Genomic DNA, 21,673 nt, shown 5'->3' on the forward strand with positions numbered 1-21,673 from the left:
AGGAACCGAGGAGCAGCGATGTACTTTCCGAACCTGCGGACGCTCGACGCGAGCGTGGCCTTCCACGCCGGGCGCCGCCCGGACCACCCGGCCGTGCTGTGCGAGGGGCGCACCGTCACCTACGGCGAGCTGCACCGGCGCAGCAACCGCCTGGCGCACGCGCTGCGCGCGGCCGGGGTGCCGGAGCGGGCCAGGATCGGCTATCTCGGCAAGGAGTCGGAGCACTACTACGAGGCGCTCTTCGCCTGCGCCAAGACCGGACTGGTCCTGGTGCCCATCAACTGGCGGCTGACCGTCGGCGAGGTGGACCACATCCTGCGGGACTCCCGCACGGAGGTCCTCTTCGTGGAGGAGGAGTTCCGCGCGCTCGCCGAGAAGGCGATCGCGGCCCTGGCCCACCGGGTCCGGGTCGTCGTCGTGGACCGCGAGGGCGACGCGGGCGCGGGCATCCTCGGCTGGGCCGCCGGCCACCCGGACACGGACCCGGACCGGTCCGCGCACCAGGACGACCCGGTCGCGCAGCTCTACACCAGCGGGACGACGGGGCTGCCCAAGGGGGTCGTGCTCGCCCACCGCAGCTTCTTCGCGGTGCGGGACGCGCTGGCCTCCGAGGGACTGTCCTGGATCGACTGGCGGGAGGACGACGTGAGCCTCATCGGCATCCCCGGCTTCCACGTCGGGGGGCTGTGGTGGGCCACCCAGGGGTTCAACGCCGGCGTCACCAACGTCGCCCTGCGGATGTTCATCAGCGGCGAGGCGGTCCGGCGGATCCGCGAGCTCGGCGTCACCACGGCGTGCGTGGTGCCCTCGATGCTCCAGATGGTGCTCAGCGAACCGGAGGTCACCCACGAGGACTTCGCGTCGCTGCGCAAGGTGGTGTACGGCGGTTCCCCGATCTCCGAACGGCTGCTCGGGCAGGCCGTGGAACGGATCGGCTGCGACTTCGCGCAGATCTACGGGCTCACCGAGACGGGCAACACCGCGGTGTGCCTGCCGCCCCACGAACACGTCATCGGGGGCCCGCGGATGCAGGCGGCCGGCCGGCCCTACCCCGGCTTCGACATCAGGATCGTGGACCGCGACGGCAACCGCCTCGGGGGACGCGCCGTGGGCGAGGTGTGCCTGCGCACGCCCGCGCACATGGTCGAGTACTGGGGGCTGCCCGAGGCCACCGCGAGCACCCTGGTGGACGGCTGGATCATGACGGGCGATGCCGGCTATCTCGACGAAGAGGGGTATCTGTTCGTCTGCGACCGGATCAAGGACACGATCATCGTCGGAGGGGAGAACGTCTATCCGGCGGAGATCGAGAACGCGCTGACCCAGCACGAGGCGGTGCTGGAGGCCGCCGTGATCGGCGTGCCCGACGAGCGGTGGGGGGAAGCGGTCCGGGCGTTCGTGGTGGTGCGTCCCGGGATGGCCGTGACACCGCGGGAACTGATGATGTCGCTGAAAGGGAGGATCGCCGACTTCAAGATCCCGACCGGGTACGAGTTCGTCGGCACGCTTCCCAGAAACCCCAGCGGAAAGATCCTTCGCCGCCAATTGCGCGACACATTCTGGCAGGGTCGTCAGCGCAAGGTGAACTAGGCTCTTTCCGGCGGGTGTTGGCGGTGCGCAAGGTTCACGGCGAACACCCGCCGGTACGTGGTCCGGCCGCTCCCCGTTCCCGGGTCCGGCTGCCCCCAGAGGCCGGCCGCCCCCTGGCCGCCGGCAGGAATTCCAGGTGATGTGATGAGTTCATCGTTCACTGCCGTGCGCAAGGTGCTGAACGCCGCCTCGTACCTCTCTCCCCGGCTGCTCGGCGGTTACGTCTGGCGGCTGTTCTGCGAGCCGGTCGCGCGCGACAAGGTGCGCGGCCCCCAGCAGGCGGTCCACGACCAGGCCGTCGTGGAGAAGATCACCGTGAACGGCAAGGCCGTGGTGACCTACCGCTGGGGCGAGGGAGGCAACCCGGTGCTGTTCCTCCACGGCTTCGGCGGCCGGGCGGCCAACTTCGCCGGGTTCGTCCACGGGCTGCGGCAACTCGGCGTCCCCGCGCTGGCCTACGACGGCTTCGGCCACGGCGACTCCGAGGGCAAGGGCGTCACGATCCTGGACCACCTGGCCGTGCTGCGGCGGCTCCAGGACCGCCACGGGCCGTTCCGCGCGATCATCGGGCACTCGTTCGGCGGCGTCACGGGCTATCTCGCGCTGCGGCGCGGCATCAAGGCCGGCCGGCTGGTGTCCATCGGGTCCGCGGGCGAATTCGCCTCCCTGCCGGGCATGTTCTGCGAGCAGCTGGGCCTGCGGGCGGGGTACGCGCGGGAGCTGCGGCGCCGCACCGAGCTGCTCTTCGCCTCCGAGCCGGACATGTGGAACGCCTTCTCGCCCGTGCACCGCCCGGAGGAGATCGAGCAGCCGGTCCTCGTGGTGCACGACCGCGACGACCGCGAGGTCAGCGTGGAGCAGGGCCGCCGCATCGCCGCCGCGTACGGCGACCGGGCCGAGTTCCTGCTGACGGAAGGGCTCGGACACCGCCGGATCCTGGGCGACGCCACCGTGATCACCAAGGTGCTGGCGTTCGCCGTGGGCGACGAAGCGACACCTGGCGAGTAGCGGGCCCGGACTCGTCAGCAACCCGTAATCACACCCCTAGGTGAGAGCGATGACCAGGCAGCCCGAATCCACTGGAAGCCCCGCGCCCAGTCCCCGGAGTGAACCGATCGCCGTCGTCGGCGTGGCCTGCCGGCTGCCCGGGGCGGCGGGGCCGTCGAGCTTCTGGCAACTGCTCCGCGAGGGACGGGACGGCATCACCGAGGTGCCCTCCGACCGCTGGGCGGCGGACGGGCCGGCCGGGATTCGGCCCGGCAACACCGGCCGGGGCGGATTCGTGGCCGGGGCCGGCGACTTCGACGCGGGCTTCTTCGGCGTCTCGCCGCGGGAGGCCGCGTCGATGGACCCGCAGCAGCGGCTGATGCTGGAGCTGAGCTGGGAGGCGGTCGAGGACGCCGGCCTGCCCGCCTCCGAGGTCCAGGGCAGCCCCGCCGGTGTCTTCTTCGGCGCCATCGCCGGCGACTACGACGCGCTGCTGAACCGGTACGGGGCGCAGGGCATCACCCGGCACTCCTTCACCGGCCTCCAGCGCGGCATGATCGCCAACCGGGTCTCGCACCTGTTCGGGCTGGCGGGCCCCAGCCTCACCCTCGACTCCGGGCAGTCCTCCTCGCTGGTCGCCGTGCACCTGGCCTGCGAGAGCCTGCGCTCCGGCGAGTGTGACCTCGCGCTCGCGGGCGGGGTCCATCTCAACCTGGTCCAGGAGTCGGCACTGCGCGCCGACCGGTTCGGGGTGCTCTCGCCCGACGGCCGGTGCTACGCGTTCGACTCCCGGGCCAACGGGTTCGTCCGGGGCGAGGGCGGCGTGGTGTTCGTCCTGAAGCCGCTGTCCCGGGCGGTCGCCGACGGCGACGACGTCCTCTGCCTGATCCTCGGCAGCGCGGTCAACAACGACGGCGGGGGCGAGGCCGTCGGCGTGCCCAACCCGGCGGCCCAGAGCGCGGTCATCAGGCAGGCCCAGCGCCGCGCCCGGGTCCGGCCCGGCGACATCCAGTACGTCGAGCTGCACGGCACCGGCACGGCACGCGGCGACGAGCTGGAGGCGGACGCCCTCGCCGCGGTGTTCGCCGGATCGCGGGAGCCCGGCGCACCGCTGCTCGTGGGGTCGGTGAAGACCAACGTCGGCCACCTGGAAGGCGCGGCCGGTGCCGTCGGACTGCTCAAGGCCGCCCTCAGCATCAAGCACGGCGAGCTGCCCGGGAGCCTCAACTACGCCTCGCCCGGGCCCCGCTCGCTCCGGGACGAGGCGGGCATCGAGGTCCAGCGCTCCCGCGGACCCTGGCCGCGTCCCGGCCGGCGGCCGCTGGCCGGCGTCAGCTCCTTCGGCATCGGCGGGACCAACTGCCACGTGATCCTCGGCCCGGCCCCCGGGCCCGCCGGGCAGGAGACACGGCCGACCGCACCGGCGCCGCGGGCCATGGCCTGGCCGCTGAGCGCCAGGAGCCGGGCGGCGCTGGAGGCCAAGGCACGCGACCTCGCCGGGCACCTGGCCCGCCGCCCGGAGCTGCGGCCCGAGGACGTGGGCCACTCGCTGGCCACGACGCGCTCGGCGATGGAGCACAGGGCGGTGGTCGTCGCCGGGGACCGTACCGGGTTCGGCGCGGCGCTGGAAGCGCTCGCGGCGGGCGAGGCGGACGCCACCGCGGTGCGCGGCGTCGCGCGGCACCCGGCCAAGGTCGTGTTCGTCTTCCCCGGCCAGGGATCGCAATGGGCCGGCATGGCCCTCGGCCTGCTGGAGAGCTCCCCGGTCTTCCGGGACGAACTGGAGGCGTGCGCACGGGCGCTGGCCCCCTACGTCGACTGGTCACCGGCCGAGGTGCTGCGCGGCGCCCCCGGAGCGCCGGGCCTGGACGACGTGGAGGTGGTCCAGCCCCTGCTGTTCTCGGTCATGGTCTCGCTGGCCGCCGTATGGCGCGCGCACGGCGTCGAACCCGACGCCGTGGTGGGCCACTCCCAGGGCGAACTGGCCGCCGCCTGCGTCTGCGGCGCCCTGACCCTGGAGGAAGCCGCCCGCGCGGTCGCCCTGCGCAGCCGGGCCATCGCCCGGATCGCCGGGACCGGCGGGCTGCTGTCCGTCGCCCTGCCCGTCGATGGCGTCCTGCCCTATCTGGAACGCTCCCCGGACGACCTGTCCGTGGCGGTGGTCAACAGCCCCCGCTCGACGGCCGTCGGCGGATCCACCGCGGCGCTCGCCGCGCTGGCCGCCGCCCTCGAACGGGACGGGGTGCGCAGCCGCCCCATCCTGATCGACTACGCCTCGCACTCGCCGCAGGTCGACGCCATCCGCGACGAGGTGCTCGACGCGGTGAAGGACGTCTCTCCCCGCCGCTCGGACATCCCGTACTACTCCAGCACCGACGGCGGGCGGCTGGACACGCTCCGCCTGGACGCCGGGTACTGGTACCGGAACCTGCGCGGGGCCGTGCGGTTCGAGCGCGCGACCAGGGCGCTGCTGGACTCCGGCCACACCGTCTTCATCGAGGTGAGCCCGCATCCGGTGCTGGTGGCCGGGATGCTGGACACCATCGAGGACGCGGCGCAGACGTCCCCCGACGAGCCGGTGGAAGCCGCCGTCGTCGGCACCCTGGAGCGGGGCGAGGGCGGGATCGGGCGCTTCCTGCGGTCCGCCGCCGAGGCCTATGTGCGGGGCGTCCCGGTCGACTGGGCGAAGGGGTACGCCGGGACCGGCGCCCGCCGGGTCAAGCTGCCCGGCTACCCGTTCCAGCGCTCCCGGCACTGGCTGGCGGCCCCCGGCGCACCCGCCCCCGCCGCCGCGCCCGCCGGGCCCGCCGAAGCGGTACCGGAGGAGGAACGGCAGACCGCCGAGCCGCGGCGGGGGCCGCTCGGCGAGCAGGAGGCGCTGCACCTCGTCCGCCGGCACGCCGCGGTGCTGCTCGGACACGCCGGCCCCGAGGCGGTCGACGCCCAACTGGCCTTCCGCGACCTGGGGTTCGACTCCCTCGGCTCCGTCCGGCTGCGCCAGCGACTCGTCGAGGCCACCGGCCTGAAGCTGCCCGTCAGCGTGGTCTACGACCACCCGACGCCGCTCGCGCTGGCCCGCAGGATCCGGCGGCTGCTGTCGTCGCCCGACGGCGGCGAGGCCACCGCGCCGGCCGCCCCGGCGGCCGGGGACGACCCGGTCGTCATCGTCGGCATGGCCTGCCGCTACCCGGGCGAGGTGGCCTCCCCGGAGGACCTGTGGCGCCTCGTGGCGGAGGGCGGGGACGCCGTCGGGGACTTCCCGGCCGACCGCGGCTGGGACATCGAGGGCCTGTACCACCCCTCACCGGAGCACCGGAAGACCACGTACGTCCGCTCCGGCGGCTTCCTGCGCGACGCCGCCCGGTTCGACGCGGCGTTCTTTGGCATCAGCCCGCGTGAGGCGCTGGGCATGGACCCGCAGCAGCGCGTCCTGCTGGAGATCGGCTGGGAGGCGTTCGAGCGGGCCGGCATCGTCCCCGGGACGCTGCGCGGGTCGCGCACGGGCGTCTTCATCGGGGCGATGCCCTCCGGGTACGGGCCGCCGCTCGGCGAGGCACCGGAGGACCTGGAGGGCTATCTGCTGACGGGGTCGAGCCCGAGCGTGCTCTCCGGCCGGCTCTCCTACACCTTCGGGCTTCAGGGGCCGGCGGTGACGGTCGACACCGCCTGCTCGTCCTCGCTGGTCGCGCTCCACCTGGCCGTTCAGTCCCTGCGGCGCGGCGAGTGCTCCATGGCGCTGGCCGGCGGGGTGACCGTGATGGCGACGCCCGGCATGTTCCTGGAGTTCAGCCGCCAGCGCGGCCTGTCGCCCGACGGCCGGTGCAAGGCCTTCTCCGCCGACGCGGACGGCACGGGCTGGGGCGAGGGCGCCGGCGTGCTGCTGCTGGAACGGCTCTCCGAGGCCCGCCGCCGGGGCCACCGCGTGCTCGCCGTGGTCCGGGGGACGGCGGCCAACCAGGACGGCGCGAGCAACGGGCTGACGGCACCGAACGGCCCCGCGCAGGAGCGGGTCATCCGGGACGCGCTGGCCGCGGCCCGGCTCGGCCCCGGCCAGGTCGACGTCGTGGAGGCGCACGGCACCGGCACGGTCCTCGGCGATCCCGTCGAAGCCGGCGCGCTGCTGGCCACGTACGGGCAGGGCCGTCCCGACGGCCGTCCGCTGTGGCTGGGCTCGCTGAAGACCAACACCGGCCACACCCAGGCCGCGGCCGGCGTGGGCGGCGTCATCAAGATGGTCATGGCGATGCGCCACGGCGTCCTGCCGCGTTCCCTGCACGGCGAACGCCCCACCTCCCACGTCGACTGGTCCGCGGGAGACGTACGGCTGCTGCGGGAGGCGGTGCCCTGGGAGCGGGCCGACGGCCCCCGCCGGGCCGGCGTGTCGTCCTTCGGCATCAGCGGCACCAACGCCCACGTGGTGATCGAGGAGGCGCCGGACCCCGCCGCCGGGACCAGCGCCCCGGAGCCGGAGCCGGAGCCCGTGACCGGGCCGGTACCGCTGCCGCTGTCGGCCCGGAGCGCGGCCTCACTGGGCGCCCAGGCGGCCGCCCTGAGGGGCCACGCGGCGACCGTGGACGCCGGTCTGCGGGACCTCGGCCACAGCCTGGCCACCACCCGCTCGACGTTCGAACACCGGGCCGTGGTGCTCGCGGCGGACCGCGACGAGCTCACCCGCGGCCTGGAATCCCTGGCGAACGGCGCCCCCGCCGGAAACGTGGTCCAGGGCGCGGCGACACCCGGACGGGTCGCCTTCCTCTTCACCGGCCAGGGCAGCCAGTACCCCGGCATGGGCCGCGACCTGTACGCGGCGCATCCCGCCTTCGCCCGGGCCCTGGACGAGGTCTGCGCGCAGCTGGACCCCCACCTCGGACGCCCGCTCCGCGAGGTGATGTTCGCCGACGTCACGGACGGGGAGACGGCGCTCATCGACCGTACGGAGTGGACCCAGCCGGCCCTGTTCGCCTTCGAGGTGGCGCTGTTCCGCCTGCTCCAGCACTGGGGCGTCACCCCGGATTACCTGCTGGGCCATTCGGTCGGCGAGATCGCGGCCGCGCACGTGGCCGGGGTCCTGTCGCTGCCGGACGCCTGCCTCCTGGTGGCGAGCCGCGCCCGGCTGCTGGGCGGGCTGCCGGACGGCGGGGCGATGGTGTCCCTGGAGGCGGCCGAACACGAGGTCGCCGAGTGGATCGCGGAGCGGGGCGCCCGGCTGGACGTCGCGGCGCTCAACGGCCCCGCCTCGACGGTCGTCGCGGGGGACGCGGACGAGGCGGCACGCGTCATGGCGCAGTGGCGCCGGCGGGGCCGCCGGGCCAAGCGGCTGGCCGTGAGCCACGCCTTCCACTCCGCGAAGGTGGAGCCGATGCTGGAGGAGTTCGCCCGCATCGCCGAGACCCTCGACTACCGTCCGCCCACCCTGCCCGTCGTCTCCAACCTGACCGGCCGGCCGGTCGAGGAGTCGACTTTGTGCTCCGCCGAGTACTGGGTCCGGCACGTGCGGCAGCCCGTGCGGTTCCTGGACGGTGTACGGGCGCTGGAGGCGGCGGGCGTCACGAGGTTCCTCGAAGTCGGGCCCGACGGGGTGCTGGCGTCGATGGCGAAGGGCTGCCTGACGGCGGCGCCGGCGGCCGTGGTGACGGCCGCCGCCCGCCGCAACCGGCCCGCGGAGCGGACGTTCCTCACCGCGCTCGCCGCGCTGTACGTCCAGGGGGTCGACGTCGACTGGGCGGCCGGGCCGTCCCGGGCCGGGGCGCGCACCGTCGAGCTGCCGACGTACGCCTTCGACCGGCAGTCCTACTGGCTGACCGCACCGGCGCGCGGCGGCACCGACCTCGGCGGGGCCGGGCTCCGGGCGGCGGACCACCCGCTGCTCGGCGCGGCGGTCGAACTTCCCGCCACCGACGGCGTCGTGTACACCGCCCGGCTGGGCCTGGACAGCCACCCCTGGCTGGCCGGCCACGTCGTACTGGACACGGTCCTGGTCCCGGGCGCGGTGTTCGCCGAGTGGGCCGCGCACGCCGCCGCGCGGACGGGGGGCGGCCGGGTCGGCGAGCTGGTGCTGGAAGCGCCCATGGCCCTGCGCGAGGGAACCGCGCTCGACGTACGGGTGAGCGTCGGCGGTGCGCGGGCGGACGGCCACCGCGCCTTCACCGTGCACGCACGGCCGCGGGACGCCTCCGGCGGGGAGTGGACCCGGCACGCGACGGGCCGGCTGGAAGCGACGGACCCCGGCCGCCCGGACGCCGCCCCGGCAGCCGAGGGCAGCTGGCCGCCCGCCGGAGCCGTCGAGGTGGAGCTCGCCGGTGTCTACGAGCGGCTCGCCGCACGCGGTCTGCGGTACGGCGACGGGTTCCGCGGGCTGCGGGCCCTGTGGCGGCTCGGGGACGAGCTTTTCGCCGACGTGGAGCTCCCCGGCGGCGAGGACGGGGACCACGGGTTCCTCCTCCACCCGGTCCTGCTCGACGCGGCGCTGCACGCGGTGCTGGCGCCGGACCGGGAGCCGGACCCCGCCCTGCCCTTCACCTGGCAGGGGATCGAGACGTACGCACCGAGCGGGCGGCGCCTGCGGGTCCGCGTCACCCCGTCGCGCGAGGACGGCGGGCCGGGCGGGCTGACGGTCTCGCTCGCCCTCGCGGACGGCACGGGCCGCCCGGTGGCCTCGGTCGAGTCGCTGCTGCTGAAGCGCACCACGCCCGAGAAGCTCGGCCGGGCGCTCGGCAGGCGGCAGGGGGAGCTGTACCGGCTGGAGTGGCCGCTCGTCGCGGCCCCGGCGGCCGCCGGCGGGCCGGACGGCCGGTGGGCGTTCCTGGGCAGTGACCACCTCGGCCTGACCGGGATGTTCAAGAGCGCCGGGATACCGGTGGACGTCTGCCCGGACCTGCTGGCCCTCGACACTCTGGTGGGGGCCCCGGAGCCACCGCCCGAGGTCGTCGTCGTCACCTGCGCGGGGGAGAAGGACACCGCCGGCGAGGCGGTCGCCGCGGCGAGCCGGCGCGCGCTCCGGCTGGTGCAGGAATGGCTGGCCGACACTCGGCTGGCCGCGACCCGGCTGGTGCTCGTCACCGCGGGCGCGGTGGCCGCCCGTGCGGACGAGGAGGTGTCCGATCCGGCGGGCGCGGCCGTCTGGGGCCTGGTCCGCAGCGCTCAGACGGAACACCCCGGGCGGTTCGTCCTGGTCGACATCGAACCGGGGGGAGGCGGGGTGGACCAGCTGATCGGCGCGATCACCTCCGGCGAGCCGCAGACGGCCGTCCGCTCCGGCGCCGTCCGGGAACCCCGCCTGGCGGCGGTCCGCGGCGGGCGTTCCCCGTCCGCGGCGGGCGGCGGACCCTGGACGCCGGACCGCACGGTGCTCATCACCGGCGGCACCGGCCTGCTCGGCGGCCTGTTCGCCCGCCATCTGGTGCGGCGGCACGGCGTACGGAGGCTGGCGCTGCTGAGCCGGCGCGGCCCGGCGGCGCCCGGCGCCGGCGGCCTGACGGCCGAACTGGCCGCGCTCGGCGCCGAGGTGTCCGTCCTGGCCTGCGACGCGGCCGACCGTCCGGCGCTGGCCGAGGCCCTGGCGCGGCTGCGGCAGGACGCTCCGCTGGGCGCCGTCGTGCACACGGCGGGGGTGCTCGACGACGGCACCGTCACGGGGCTGACGCCCAAGCGGCTGGAGCGCGTCCTGCGGGCCAAGGGCACGGCGGCGCTGAACCTCCACGAACTGACCAGGGTCGACGACCTGTCGGCGTTCGTCCTGTTCTCCTCGGTCATCGGCATGCTCGGTGGCGCGGGACAGGCCAACTACTCCGCGGCGAACAACGTCCTGGACGCGCTGGCACACCAGCGCAGGGCGCTCGGGCTGCCCGCCGTCTCGCTGGCCTGGGGCCTGTGGAACCCCGAGGAGGGGATCGCGGCGAACCTGTCGGACGTCGACATCGCCCGGATGGCCCGGTCCGGCCTGGCACCGCTGTCCGCGGAGCGCGGGATCGAGCTGTTCGACGCCGCCCTCGCCGCGGACGAGCCCGTGCTCGTGCCCGCCGCGCTCGACGCCGAGGCGCTGCGCACCCGGTCCGGCGGCCTCGCCAGGGTACTGTCCGGGCTGGCACCGGCCGGGGCCGCGCGGCCGGGGACGGCGCCGCGGGCCTCGCTCCGGGAGCGGACCGCTGAGCTGCCGGAGGCGGAACGGCCGGCCGCGCTCCTCGCGTTCGTCCGGGAGCAGATCGCCGCGGTGATGGGGTACGCCTCCGCGGACGCCGTCGAGCCCGGCCGGGAGTTCTGGGAGCTCGGCCTCGACTCGCTGACCGCGCTGGAACTCACCAGCCGGCTGAACACCGCGGCCGGCCTGCGGCTGCCGACCACACTCGTCTTCGACCATCCCTCTGCCGCCGCGCTGGCACAGTACCTCGGTGAGGTGCTGACCAGGGAGGCCGTACCGGACCAGCCGTGACCCACCCCCGCCGTCCCCCGACAGAAGCAGTGGGTATGAATCCGAATCACGACGCGGCCGCGCCGCCCGAGGCACCCGGCCGCACCCAGATCCTGCCGGCGCTGGTGCTGTCCATGCTGGCCTTCAGCATGGTGCAGACCGCGGTGGTGCCGATCCTCCCCGCCCTCGCGGCGGCCATGCGCGTCTCCGGCGGCACGGTCGCCTGGCTGATGACCGCCAACCTGCTCGCGGCCGCGGTGCTCACCCCGCTGCTGGGACGCTTCGGGGACCTCTACGGCCGCAAACCGATGCTGCTGGTCTCGCTCGGCGGCCTGGTGCTGGGCTCGGTGCTCGCCGTGACCACCGAGTCGTTCGCCTGGCTCGTGGTGGCCCGCGTGCTCCAGGGCGCGGGCGGCGGTGTCCTCCCGCTGGCCATCAGCGTGATGCGCGGCCAGCTTCCGCCGCAGCGGGTCCCGGGCGGCATCGCGGCGGTCAGCGCCGCGATGGGCATCGGCAGCGCCCTCGGCCTGGTGCTCACCGGGCTGCTGATGGAGCAGTGGAGCCACAAGTCGGTCTTCTGGGCCGGACTGCTCCTCAGCCTCGTCGCCATCGCCTGGTCCTGGGCGGGCATCCCCAGGGACCGGACGACCGATCACGCCGCCAGGGTGGACGCGCTGGGCGCCCTCACCCTGGCCGGCTGGCTGTGCGCCCTGCTGCTCGCCGTCAGCAAGGGCAACGCCTGGGGCTGGGGCTCCGGACGGATCGTCGGCCTCTTCGCCGCGGCCGTGGTGATCGCGGCCGTGTGGGTCGTCGTCGAGCTGAGGGTGCGGGACCCGTTGGTGAGCATCCGGATGCTGGTGAGCCCCGTCGTGGCCATCACCAACCTGGCGGGCGCCGTGATCGGTTTCGGGATGTACGGGTGCTTCATGGTGATCAGCAACTTCGCCCAGACACCGGAGGAGGTCGCGCACTACGGATTCAGCGCCGACGTCCTGCTCGCCGGTGTGATGCTGCTGCCGTCCGCCATCGGCAGCATGACGGCCGCCCCGGTCGGCGCCAAGCTGATCGCCGCGCGAGGCCCGCGGATCCCCCTGTCGCTGGGCGGGCTGCTCGCGGGGCTGGCGATGGGCTTCCTCGCCGTGCTGAACGGGCACCCGGTCTGCCTCTATCTCGCCTCCGGGGTATTCGGTTTCGGTGTCGGCCTCGCTTATACGGCCATGCCCGCCGCCATCAATTCCGCGGTTCCCGTCGAGCAGAGCGGAATCGCCAATGGAATGAACGCGGTATTCCGTACGGTAGGCGGCGCCGTAGGAACGGCTGTCCTCGGTGCCACTCTGGCCAGTGACACCATCGAGGGATTGCCGCTGCCCACCCTGGATGCTTATCAAGAAGCGTTCTGGATCACCGCGATCGGCTGTTTCGTCGCCGCGGTGGCCCCGCTTGCGATCCGCATCCCCGTGAGCCCGGCGAATCCGGGGAACCCCGCGGCCCAGCAGAGCGGCCCGACCGAGAAAACCGTCGCCTGACATGGGACGGTCCGAGCCGTCGGACGCGGTCCGGTGCCGAAGTCGCCCTGCGCGCGGTCTTCCACGGCGGTCACGGATTTCACCTGGAGAATGCCGAAAACACTCTCCTGGGAAAAGCGTCTGCTTCGGCCGACGGCACATCGGAAAGGGGGAGAGAAGGGGGGGAAGCCGCACCGTCCGCCTGAATTCTCCGCATATCCAAAGTTATTGGGTGGGCGGTCGATCTCTCCTTTTCGCTCCAGCGCGTACTCGAAAACGACTAGGGTGATGGCGAGTCCATCGTCCGTGAACCAGGAGAACTCCACTATGACCGGATCTCGCCTTGTGGCAATCGGGCACTACCAGCCGGAGAAGGTACTCACCAACGACGCCCTGGCGGAGATGGTCGACACCAGCGACGAGTGGATCCAGCGACGGGTGGGCATCCGCACCCGGCATGTGGCGGCGGCCGACGAGTCGGTGTCGGACATGGCGGCGGAGGCGGCTCAGAAGGCCCTCGCCAACGCCGGCCTGACCGGCCCGGAGATCGATCTCGTCATCGTCGCGACCTGCACCTCCCACGAGCGCTCTCCCAACGTGGCGGCGCGGGTGGCGAACCGGCTGGGCATCACCGCGCCCGCGGCCCTGGACGTCAACACGGCCTGCTCCGGCTTCCCGCACGCCCTGGCCATGGCCGATCTGGCCATCAAGGGCGGCTCCGCGACGAAGGCCCTCGTGATCGGGGTCGAGAAGCTCACGGACTTCGTGGACTGGTCCGACCGCACCACCTGCGTCCTGGTCGGCGACGGAGCGGGTGCCGTCGTCGTCACCGCGTCCGACACCGCCGAGATCAGCCCCGTGGTCTGGGGTTCGGTACCCGAGATGGGCAGGGCCGTGCTCATCGAGGGCAAGGGGGGATCCTTCTCCCAGGAGGGCCGGACCGTGTACCGGTGGACGACGACGAGTCTTCCGGACATCGCCAGGACGGTGTGCGAGCGTGCCGGCGTCGCGCCGGAGGAACTCGGCGGTGTCATCCTGCACCAGGCCAATCTCCGGATCATCGAGCCGATCGCCAAGCTGATCGGCGCGGTGAACGCGGTCATCGCGCGCGACGTCGTGGACTCCGGCAACACCTCGGCCGCGAGCATCCCGCTGGCCTTCTCCAAGCTGGTGGAACGGGGGGAACTGACCTCGGGGTCCCCCGTGCTGCTCTTCGGCTTCGGCGGCGGTCTGTCGTACGCCGGCCAGGTCGTCCGGTGCCCGTGACGGGTGGCCCGGCGGCCCGGCCCGGGAGCCTGACCGGGCGCCTCCTCACGCGTGCGCCGCAGACGCGGCCGACGACGTGACGACCGTGTGCGCCGCGGTCCGTACTTCAGCGACGGACCGCCGGCCGCGCGCCGGACCTTGTGGTCATCGCAAGGAGAATTGGGCGTCGGCAACGCCACGGTCGGCACCGGACTCAAGCCAGGAATCGCGAGCGAGAATGGACCGCTGAATATGCTGTAGCTGCGGTCCCGGCTCAAGGCCCAGCTCCTCGACCAGAATGCCGCGGATTCGGTCGAAGGCGCGCAGCGCGTCCGCGGTACGGCCACTGCGGTACAGGGAGATCATGAGGTAGCCGTACATCGCCTCCCAGGTCGGATGCGCTTCGATCAGCGAATACAGCTCGCAGATCAGCTCGTGGTGACGGCCCAGGCCCAGCTCCAGCTGGAGTCGGCGTTCGTGGGCGTAGACACGTTTTTCGTCGAGCAGCCGGCGGATTCCCGCGAAAGCGGGCATGTCCCCGAAGTCCGCCAGCGCCGGGCCGCGCCAGAGGGCGACGGCGGCGCTCAGTTCGGCGGACGCGGCTTCGAGATCGCCGCGGCTTTGCAGGGTACGGGCCTCTGTCAGATGGGCCTCGAACAGATTGAGGTCGAGGGAGGAGCGCGGGAGCCGCAGTTCGTATCCGGTCGACTGGGTGGTGAGGACGGAGGCGTCGAGCCCCAGCTCACGGAAGCGGCTTCGCAGGTTGCAGATGTAGACGTGGAGTGCGGTGTGAGCGCTCTGCGGCGGCGTGCCCGACCAGATCGCGTTGATGAGCCGGTCCGGGGAGATCGCTGTGTGATTGTTGACGCAGAGATAGGCAAGTAACGCACGGTTTTTCGGCGCCCAGGGCCTGACGCTTTCGCCGTTTGATTTCTCTATTCCGAGCGGACCCAGAATACGGAAAAGCACGCCCAATCACCCCCGTGTCTATTCGGGTGAGGCGGGGGAGGCCCGCCGCAGCACGTTTCATCGTCAACGATGCCGCGGCGGCGGGCAAGTACTTTGAGGATTCCCTGAGGTTTCAGTCAATGACGATATAGGGAAATAACGGGTTATTAACGCATTTACCACCTGCGATACCGCGTGATCCGCCTCCGATCGCTTCAGCGATGGCGCGGACGCGAGCCAAAGCGGTCGCGGGCCACGCGGTCGCGGGGCCGGAGCCGTCGCCGGGACTGAGCGACGAGCGGTTTCGCGCAGCGGGAGGCGGAGCCGGCCGAAGGGCCGGCGGCACACGGCTGGGAGGGCCCAGCGGTGGAGAGTTCGATCTCCGTAACCGTGCGGTAAGCATATGGCAAGCCCTCCGGCCCGCCCTCGAAGGACGGTCGATATTCACTGGGACCTCACAAATGACTCCCGGAAACCGTCGATCCAGACCGGGATGTCCCTCCCGCACGACGAGGCCCCGGCCGTGAGCTGTCTCACGGCCGGGGCCTCGTTCGTTCCGCGGTGGGGCGGGCGGGGGTCAGGGCCGGTGGCTCACGCGCGGCCCCACAGGGCGGGGACGCGGGGCGGTTCCCAGCCGGGCATGGACGTGTGGGCCTGGAGGCAGCGGTAGGCGGTGCCGTCGTACGTCACCCTGTCGCCCGTCGCGTACGGCCGGCCCGGCGTCCAGGTACCGCTCGGCGGTTCGGTCGGCGGGTCGGTGGGCTCGCCCGGCCCGGGTACGCCCGCCACGTCGAGGACGAAGTCGAAGGAGGCCTGCCTGCGCCCGCCGGCGTCGCGGACGTTCATCAGCAGCGCTGGGTCGAAGAGCGCGTCCGTGCCGTTGCGCGGTTCCCCCGGGAAGTAGAGCTGCGTGGTGAGCACCGGCTTGCCGGGCGCCTGGACCTTGACGTGGATGTGCCGGGTGCGGCCGGGGTAGAGGCCGGGCACGATCGTGCGCAGTACGAACGCGCCGGTGGAGTCGGTGAACTGGTGGCCGCGGAAGGCGTATCCGGCCATGTCGTAGGCGCCGGAGGCGTCGGCCTGCCAGAAGTCGAGCAGCACGGCGGACAGCGGGACGCAGTTCCGGCCGAAGACGTAGCCGCTGACGGTCAGCGGGGTGCCGGTGGAGCCCGGGGCCGCCAGATCGGTGCGCAGCGGGGAGTTGGGCTTGAAGTAGGGGCCTTCCATCTGTTCGTGCGTGGGGCCGTCGCCGTCGTCGCACAGCGGCGTCGGGGTCAGGACGGTTCCCGGGGCGCGGGAGTCCCGGGCGAGGGCCACCGTGCCGGTGGTGAGCAACGGGGCGGAGGCGCCTGCGGCGATGGCCGCCCGCAGCAGGGTCTTGCGGCTGACCCGGCGGTCGGGTCCGGTGCCGGAGGGGTCCGGTGCGGGTGGTGTCATGGCGGTTCCTCGGTCTCCTGGGGTGGGGGGAACGGGGGGAGGAGGCGGCACGCGGGGCCGGTGTGCCGGGGAGGTGCGGTGGCGGTCACGGTAGTGGGGGCGGGCACGGGCGGAGCAGCTCTCATACCGCCCTCTGCGCGGTGTTATGGAGGGGGAGGGGAGCGGGGAGGGGCCGGGATCACCGGGGGCCGGGGCGGACGAATAGGGGCGGGGCGCGGACCGTGGCCTACGCTGGTCGGGTGACGACCCCGGAAGCTGAGCGGCCCCGCCCGGAGGAGCGGCTGGAGCGTGCCGTGCGGGCCGCCGAGCAGGCGCTGATCGAGTACGAGATCGCCGTGGAGACCTTCCGCGTCGAGATCGAGAACTTCTCCCGGCTGCACGAGCAGAAGCTCGGCCCGATGTACGCGCGGCTGGAGGAGCTGGACGCCCGGATCCTCAAGGCCCGTGCCGACCGCACCGGTGACCCGGAGGACCGGCGCCGGGCGGACGAGGCGCAGGCCCGGCTGATGCCGATCCCGGGGGTCGAGGAGCTGCTGCACGGCTGGATGGACGGGGGCGGTCTGTTCCCGGAGGCCGCGGCGATGCTCACGGAGCAGCCGGTGCGGCCCCCGCAGCGGGTGCGGCCCAGTGAGGAGGCGCGCGGGCTCTACCGCGAACTGGTCCGCAAGGCCCACCCCGACCTGGCGCAGGAGGACACCGAGCGCAAGCGGCGTGAGGAGTTCCTCACCCGCGTCAACGCCGCCTATGCCCGCGGTGACGAGACGGAGCTGCGGGAGCTGGCGGAGGAGTGGGCCGCCGGGCCGGAGCTCGCGGCGGGCCCCGACCGCGGCGAGGAGCTGTACGCCCGCCTCGAATGGCTCGCCCGGCGCAAGGAGCTGCTCACGCTGGTGGCCAAGGAGCTGGAGGACAGCGCCATCGGCGCCATGCTGCGGCTGGCCCCGGACGACCCCGACGGGCTGCTGGAGGAGATCGCCGGGCAGCTGCGGGGGCAGGTGGCCGAGCGGGAGGCCGAGCTGGCGGCGTTGCTGGGGCAGAACCCCTGATCAGGGCGCTGAGCGACCGGGCGCCGGGCCACCGGGCGGCGGCGGGGGCCCCGGCGCGGTGGCGGCGCGGCGGCGGCGGGCGCCCGGCGGGGTGGTGCCGCCGGGCGGTTCCGGTAGCGTCGGGGGCATGAGTTTCGGAGCTGGTGTGCCCACGGTCGAGGTCGCGCACCTCAAGGACGGCGACTTCCTGCTGGACGTCCGTGAGGACGACGAGTGGCAGGCGGGTCACGCCGCGGGGGCGCTGCACATTCCCATCAGCGAGTTCGTGGCGCGGTACGGCGAGCTGACCGAGGCCGCGCCGCAGGACGGCCGCGTCCATGTGATCTGCCGCTCCGGCGGACGGTCGGCCCAGGTCACCATGTACTTGGTTCAGCAGGGCATCGACGCGGTGAACGTCGACGGCGGCATGCAGCAGTGGGCCGCCGCGGGGCGGCCCGTGGTGAACGACAAGGGCGAGGACGGCTTCGTCCTGTAGACGGCGCGTCCACCGGCCGGAGGCGGCGGGCGCGGCCGACGGGTGGCGTCAGCGGTCGAAGTCCAGCTCCACCCGCTCCGTCGCGGGGTGCGACTGGCACGCCAGGACGTATCCGGCCTCCGTCTCCTCCGGCTCCAGCGCGAAATTGCGGTCCATCCGCACCTCGCCCGCGACCAGGAGGGCCCGGCAGGTCCCGCACACCCCGCCCTTGCAGGCGTACGGCGCGTCGGGCCGGTTGCGCAGCACCGTCTCCAGAAGCGACTCGCCCTCCCGGACCGGCCAGGTCCCGCCGCGGCCGTCGAGCCGGGCGGTCACCGTGCTGTGGGCGGGGGCCGGGGCGGCCGGTGCCGCCGCCGTGCCCGCGTCCACGTGGAAGATCTCCTGGTGGATCCGCGTCCGCGGCACACCGAGCCCGCGCAGGGCCCGTTCCGCCCCTCGCACCAGGCCGTACGGCCCGCACAGGAACCATCCCGCCACCTGGGCCACCGGCAGCAGCGCCGGGAGCAGCCCGGTGAGCCGGTCCCGGTCGAGCCGCCCGGACGGCAGGCCCGCCTGCTGCTCCTCCCGGGAGAGGACCGTGACCAGCTGGAGCCGCCGCGGATAGCGGTCCTTCAGGTCGGCGACCTCCTCCAGGAACATCGTCGAGGCCGTCGTCCGGTCGCTGCGGATCAGACAGAACCGGGCCGCCGGCTCGCGCGCCAGCAGGGTGGAGACGATCGACAGCACCGGGGTGATGCCGCTGCCGCCGACGACCGCCGCGTACAGGCCGGGCGCGGGGTCGTGGGTGAAGCGGCCCGCCGGGGTCATGACCTCCAGCTCGTCACCGACGGCGATCTCCTTCAGCGCGTACGCCGAGAACGCGCCGCCCTCGACCAGCCGCACTCCGACCCGCAGGGCGTGCGGACCGTCGTCGCCGGGGGCGGGGGCGGGGGAGCAGATCGAGTAGGTGCGCCGGATCTCCGTGCCGTCCACCGCGCGGCGCAGGGCGAGATGCTGGCCGGCGGTGTGCCGGTACTCCTCGCGCAGCTCCGGGGGAACGCCGAGGGTGAGGGCGACGGAGTCGTCGGTGAGCCGGTCGACCGCGGTCACCCGGAGCGTGTGGAAGCGGGCCATCACAACTCCTTGAAGTGGTCGAACGGTTCACGGCAGGCGAGGCAGCGGCGCAGTGCCTTGCACGCGGTGGAGGAGAAGCGGCTGAGCAGTTCGGTGTCGGCGCGGCCGCAGCGCGGGCAGCGGACGGGGTCCGGGCCGGCGGCCGCACGGGTGCGGGTGGGGCCCAGCTCCAGCGGCACCGGACCGGGCTGACGGGTCTGACCGGTCTGACTCGTCACACCGGTCTGGTCCGTCTGACCTGTCTGTCCTGACTGTCCGGTCTCCCGGCGGACGCGTGGCGGGGCGATGCCGAACCGGCGCAGTTTGCGGCGGCCCTCGTCCGTGATGTCGTCCGTGGACCAGGCCGGGGTGAGCACCGTGCGGACCGTGACCTCGCGTATGCCCCGGTCGCGCAGGGCCCGCTCGATGTCCCGGGACATCGCCTCGACGGCCGGGCAGCCGGTGTAGGTCGGGGTCAGTTCGACCTCGACCGCGCCGGTGCCGCGGACGCGCACCGCCCGGAGCACGCCCAGGTCGCGCAGGGTGAGAACGGGCAGCTCGGGGTCGGGGACCGAGCCGGCGATCTCCAGGAGCTCCGCCTCCAGCGGGGTGAGCGTCACCATGACGCCCCCGGGTGGCTGCGGTGCAGATGCTGCATCTCGGCGAGCATCCGGCCGAACGGCTCGGTGTGCAGGCCCTGGCGGCCCGCTCCGGCCGTCCACGCTCCCGACCGCGGCCCGTCGGGGACCGTGAGGGTGGCCCGGCGCAGCACCTCCCCCACCCGCTCCAGCCAGGCCGTCTCCATCGCCGCCCAGTCGGCGTCGAGGCCCGGCACCGGCTGGAACATCTCGCCGGTGTACCGCCACAGCGCGGCGCACGCCCGCCGCATGCGCTCGTGGCTGACGTCCGTGCCGTCGCCGAGCCGCAGGGTCCACTGCTCGGCGTGGTCGAGGTGGTAGGCGACCTCCTTGACGGCCTTCGCGGCGAGCGGGGCGAACGGGCCGTCTCCCTCGGCCAGCCGGCCGTAGAGCAGGTGCTGGTAGGCGGAGAAGTACAGCTGGCGGGCGATGGTGTGGGCGAAGTCGCCGTTGGGCTGCTCCACCAGCTGGAGGTTGCGGAAGGCGCGTTCCTCGCGCAGATACGCCAGCTCGTCCTCGTCGCCGGCCATGGACAGCAGCACCCGGGCCTGGCCGAGCAGGTCCAGGGCGATGTTGGCGAGGGCGACCTCCTCCTCCAGGACGGGGGCGCGGCCGGCCCATTCGCCGAGCCGGTGGGAGAGCACCAGGGCGTCGTCGCCGAGCGCGAGGGCGGCGGTCGCGGTGGCGGTGGCGGTCGTCACAGGTGCTTCACTCCCTCCGGGATCTCGTAGAACGTCGGGTGCCGGTACGGCTTGTCGGCGGCCGGCTCGAAGAACGGGTCCTTCTCGTCGGGGGAGGACGCGGTGATCGCCGAGGACGGCACGACCCAGATGGAGACGCCCTCGCCGCGCCGTGTGTACAGGTCGCGGGCGTTGCGCAGGGCCAGTTCCGCGTCGGGCGCGTGCAGGCTGCCGGCGTGGGTGTGGGAGAGGCCGCGCCGGGAGCGGACGAAGACCTCCCACAGCGGCCAGTCGGTGGTCGTCATGCGCGCGTGGCTCCCGTCTCGCCGTGCTTGTCCGCGTAGGCCGCGGCCGCCTCCCGGACCCAGGCGCCCTCGTCGTGGGCGCGCCTGCGCTGGTTCAGCCGCTGTTCGTTGCACGGCCCGTTGCCCTTGAGGACCTCTTGGAACTCCGTCCAGTCGATCGGGCCGAAGTCGTAGTGCCCCCGCTCCTCGTTCCACTTCAGGTCCGGGTCGGGCAGGGTGAGGCCGAGGGACTCGGCCTGGGGGACGCAGATGTCGACGAAGCGCTGGCGCAGCTCGTCGTTGGAGTGCCGTTTGATCTTCCAGGCCATCGACTGCGCCGAGTGCCGGGAGGCGTCGTCGGGTGGTCCGAACATCATCAGCGAGGGCCACCACCAGCGGTCGACCGCGTCCTGGGCCATCGCGTGCTGCTCCGGCGTGCCCCGGCTGAGGGCCAGCAGCAGTTCGTAGCCCTGGCGCTGGTGGAAGGACTCCTCCTTGCAGACGCGGACCATCGCGCGCGCGTACGGGCCGTAGGAACAGCGGCACAGGGGCACCTGGTTGGTGATCGCCGCGCCGTCCACCAGCCAGCCGATCGCGCCGACGTCCGCCCAGGTCAGGGTCGGGTAGTTGAAGATCGACGAGTACTTCTGGCGGCCGGAGTGGAGCTTGTCGAGCAGCTCGTCACGGCTCACGCCGAGGGTCTCGGCCGCGCCGTACAGGTACAGACCGTGGCCGGCCTCGTCCTGGACCTTGGCCATCAGGATGGCCTTGCGGCGCAGGGAGGGCGCGCGCGTGATCCAGTTGGCCTCCGGCTGCATGCCGATGATCTCGGAGTGGGCGTGCTGGGCGATCTGGCGCACGAGGGTCGCGCGGTAGGCGTCGGGCATCCAGTCACGTGGCTCGATGCGCTCGTCGGCCGCCACGGCCGCGTCGAAGGCGCGCGCGCGGGCGGCGGTGTCGCCCTCCGCGCCACGGGCCGTGTCCTGCGCTGCTGCTGTCGCCATGGGTCCCCCTCGACCTGGGCCTGCCCGGAACCTGCCCCCGACCGATCGTTCGGTTCGTGCGATTCCATGGTGGGACGGGCGCCGTAAGGTGTCAACCGCTGTGGATAACCCGCCGGGCCGGCCTGTGGACGAACAGGGGCGGGTAGGCCCGTGGCCGAACGGTGGCGGTCCGGTCCGGCCAAGGGGCGGGTCCGGCGGGCCGGTGCTGAGTACCGTTCCGGTTCGGGTGCCGCCGAGGGCCGCGACAGGCGTGCGAGGGCGGGAGGTACGGCGCCCGGTGGCCGACGGACGGCGGGGGCGGGGGCCCGGGGGAGGCGCGGGTCGTGGGGCGTGGCGGC

Annotated in this window: 14 protein-coding genes; 7 read left to right on the forward strand and 7 right to left on the reverse strand. The window is 73.6% G+C overall.

The genetic code is table 11. From position 1 onward, the window contains the following. The first annotated feature begins 18 nt into the window (after window positions 1-18). From AB0L74_RS06420 to AB0L74_RS06440, 5 genes are all read left to right on the forward strand, one after another. Entirely contained in the window at window positions 19-1,590 is a 1,572-nt protein-coding gene (locus AB0L74_RS06420) for a fatty acid--CoA ligase (protein ID WP_365646239.1), read from the forward strand. Window positions 1,591-1,734: 144 nt separating this feature from the next. Continuing rightward, window positions 1,735-2,598 (forward strand): alpha/beta hydrolase, encoded by an 864-nt coding sequence (locus AB0L74_RS06425; RefSeq protein WP_365646242.1) that lies wholly within the window; start codon window positions 1,735-1,737, stop codon window positions 2,596-2,598. A gap of 49 nt (window positions 2,599-2,647) precedes the next feature. Next, complete coding sequence (locus AB0L74_RS06430; RefSeq protein WP_365646245.1) at window positions 2,648-11,005, forward strand: type I polyketide synthase; 8,358 nt, start codon at window positions 2,648-2,650, stop codon at window positions 11,003-11,005. A gap of 35 nt (window positions 11,006-11,040) precedes the next feature. Further along, complete coding sequence (locus tag AB0L74_RS06435; RefSeq protein ID WP_365646248.1) at window positions 11,041-12,510, forward strand: MFS transporter; 1,470 nt, start codon at window positions 11,041-11,043, stop codon at window positions 12,508-12,510. Between the two features lie 306 nt (window positions 12,511-12,816). Beyond that, a complete protein-coding gene (locus AB0L74_RS06440; RefSeq protein ID WP_365646251.1) occupies window positions 12,817-13,755 on the forward strand; it encodes a beta-ketoacyl-ACP synthase III in 939 nt (312 codons plus the stop codon). Between the two features lie 144 nt (window positions 13,756-13,899). Here AB0L74_RS06440 and AB0L74_RS06445 read toward each other — a convergent pair whose 3' ends face one another. Next, window positions 13,900-14,703 (reverse strand): BTAD domain-containing putative transcriptional regulator, encoded by an 804-nt coding sequence (locus AB0L74_RS06445; protein ID WP_365646255.1) that lies wholly within the window; start codon window positions 14,701-14,703, stop codon window positions 13,900-13,902. Between the two features lie 570 nt (window positions 14,704-15,273). Next, window positions 15,274-16,119: a carbohydrate-binding protein gene (locus AB0L74_RS06450; RefSeq protein WP_365646258.1), complete on the reverse strand. Its 846-nt coding sequence runs from the start codon at window positions 16,117-16,119 to the stop codon at window positions 15,274-15,276. Window positions 16,120-16,358: 239 nt separating this feature from the next. Between AB0L74_RS06450 and AB0L74_RS06455 the strand changes: the two genes are divergently transcribed. Beyond that, window positions 16,359-17,162, forward strand: coding sequence for a hypothetical protein (locus AB0L74_RS06455; protein WP_365646261.1), 804 nt, complete (start codon window positions 16,359-16,361; stop codon window positions 17,160-17,162). 145 nt (window positions 17,163-17,307) lie between these two features. After that, window positions 17,308-17,637, forward strand: a complete 330-nt coding sequence (locus AB0L74_RS06460) for a rhodanese-like domain-containing protein (protein WP_365646709.1) — start codon at window positions 17,308-17,310, stop codon at window positions 17,635-17,637. A gap of 48 nt (window positions 17,638-17,685) precedes the next feature. Here the strand turns inward: AB0L74_RS06460 and AB0L74_RS06465 are convergent, their stop codons facing one another. The 5 genes from AB0L74_RS06465 to paaA are packed head-to-tail and all read right to left on the reverse strand — an operon-like array spanning window position 17,686 to window position 21,335. Beyond that, on the reverse strand, window positions 17,686-18,750 hold the full coding sequence (locus AB0L74_RS06465) for a 2Fe-2S iron-sulfur cluster-binding protein (protein WP_365646263.1): 1,065 nt from the start codon (window positions 18,748-18,750) through the stop codon (window positions 17,686-17,688). Beyond that, entirely contained in the window at window positions 18,750-19,352 is a 603-nt protein-coding gene (paaD, locus tag AB0L74_RS06470) for a 1,2-phenylacetyl-CoA epoxidase subunit PaaD (RefSeq protein WP_365646266.1), read from the reverse strand. Before paaD ends, AB0L74_RS06465 begins: the two co-directional genes overlap by 1 nt. After that, window positions 19,346-20,068 (reverse strand): 1,2-phenylacetyl-CoA epoxidase subunit PaaC, encoded by a 723-nt coding sequence (gene paaC, locus AB0L74_RS06475; RefSeq protein WP_365646269.1) that lies wholly within the window; start codon window positions 20,066-20,068, stop codon window positions 19,346-19,348. The genes paaD and paaC overlap by 7 nt, the downstream gene beginning before the upstream one ends. Further along, the gene (gene paaB / locus AB0L74_RS06480) at window positions 20,065-20,352 is read right to left on the reverse strand and encodes a 1,2-phenylacetyl-CoA epoxidase subunit PaaB (RefSeq protein WP_029386333.1); all 288 of its coding nucleotides are present in this window, start codon (window positions 20,350-20,352) and stop codon (window positions 20,065-20,067) included. The genes paaC and paaB overlap by 4 nt, the downstream gene beginning before the upstream one ends. Then, complete coding sequence (gene paaA / locus AB0L74_RS06485; RefSeq protein ID WP_365646272.1) at window positions 20,349-21,335, reverse strand: 1,2-phenylacetyl-CoA epoxidase subunit PaaA; 987 nt, start codon at window positions 21,333-21,335, stop codon at window positions 20,349-20,351. Before paaA ends, paaB begins: the two co-directional genes overlap by 4 nt. Between the last annotated feature and the right edge of the window lie 338 nt (window positions 21,336-21,673).

This window comes from Streptomyces sp. NPDC052020 (genome assembly GCF_040680575.1).
In the GTDB taxonomy this organism is placed as follows: Bacteria; Actinomycetota; Actinomycetes; order Streptomycetales; family Streptomycetaceae; genus Streptomyces.